Raw genomic sequence first — 1,578 nt, forward strand, 5'->3', positions numbered from 1 at the left:
ATGTCGGCGCAGCTTGCCGATTTGAAGCCAAGCATGGGCCCGACGCGGCGCTTGATCCGGCGATGATCCTGCTCGATACGGTTGTTCATATACTTGCTGTTGCGGATCTTGGTTGGGACTTCGGCGATGTCTGCCACTGTGACCTTCAGCCTCGCTTCGACGTCGGCTTCCAGGATTGCCGTTCGGTTAGTCTGAGATCCGTCGATAGTGACCTGAGCGGGCCTTTCGTGTCGGCTCAAGGCCTTACGCATAAAGCGTTTGGCCGCAGAAAGATCCCGGGTTTTGCTGAAGTGAAATTCCACCGTGGCGCCGGCCTTGTCGATAGCACGATAAAGATACAGCCATTCGCCACGGACCTTGATATAGGTCTCATCCATATGCCACTTGCCAAGGACGCTTCGTTTCCGGTGATTGAACGCCTCGAGGAGCTGTGGTGTGAAGTGCATCACCCAACGATGGATGGTCGAATGATCGAGCCGGATGCCGCGTTCGAGGATCATCTCTTCTAGGTTTCGAAGGCTGAGGCCGTAGGCCAGATACCAGCGAACGCATAGCAGAATGACCGAACGGTCGAAATGGCGACCTTTGAACATGGCATTTACCCACCCTCACAAACCAAAGGCGCGAAAATCTCCCAAATCCGTAAAATTTTTGCGACAGAACCCCCCGAAGGGAGGCTCTTTCTTTCTGATTGAACACTTCTTTTTTTACGCGGGGGTGTTCTCCGCCAATTCAACGAGCCGAATATCTCACAAAATACATTGTGAGTCAATCAAAATCACATCCTTAATGGTTGTCTAACTCGCTGAACGAAAACACGAAATTAAACAAAGGCGTTGTTTTAAAGGACAACATAACCCTACTCAGATTTTCAAGCCACCCGCCACCATTGGCCATCACATCTCGTATCGATGCTATTGGGCTGAAGCGCGGTTTCACTACATGGCTCCGTCAAACAGTCTCGTGAATGCTCCCCAGCGATCGCCGTGCTGAAGCCGGTTTAGCTCGGAAAGGGCGAAAGACCTATCATCGGCTGGTGAGCATAGAGGACCAATACGAACAATAGCAATCCGGTTCCGACCCTGCCGGAGGGAAACTTTCGATAGTCCGGAGCCCAGCGACCGCTGAATAGGGCAGTGAAAGGGTAGGACGAAGTGTTAGCTGCAAGCCCTTCCCATTCCCCGGCGGAGAGGCGTCGCTTCATTCTCTTGTCGACTGCGCGTTGGCCCGTGAATGCAAACAGAGCAAACAGCCCAAATAGAATGACATGTGCGAGGTCGCCGTTGGGAATGAGATGAGCCGCCGCCCAGAGGAAGAGTGCCCAGAGTATGGGATGTCTCACCACCCCGGCAATACCTGGATATGCCGGGTCGAAGGCTTCATTGCGCCAGCCTCCAAATGACAGCGGATTAGGTTTCCCCACCGCGCAGGCAACCAGCACAAACACGATCGGCATCATCAGAAACGGCACCCATCGTTGCCAGGGAGCCGGGGCCCAAACTTCGACATAGGGTGCGCGGCCAGCGGCAACGATCAACCATGCCAGGACACCAAGTGACACTAAGCTGTAAGCGAGCA

General features: G+C 53.9%; 2 protein-coding genes. Both read right to left on the reverse strand.

Going from position 1 to position 1,578, the window contains the following annotated elements; all coding sequences use genetic code 11:
* Nucleotides 1-593 (reverse strand): IS6 family transposase (locus ACK8OE_RS20770; RefSeq protein WP_410274216.1); only part of this gene is annotated, 593 nt, incomplete at its 3' end.
* Nucleotides 594-1,000: 407 nt separating this feature from the next.
* Nucleotides 1,001-1,578: NnrU family protein (locus tag ACK8OE_RS20775; RefSeq protein ID WP_410274217.1), on the reverse strand; the 578-nt coding region annotated here is incomplete at its 5' end.

It is taken from the genome of Asticcacaulis sp. W401b, assembly GCF_046503825.1.
Lineage (GTDB): Bacteria > Pseudomonadota > Alphaproteobacteria > Caulobacterales > Caulobacteraceae > Asticcacaulis.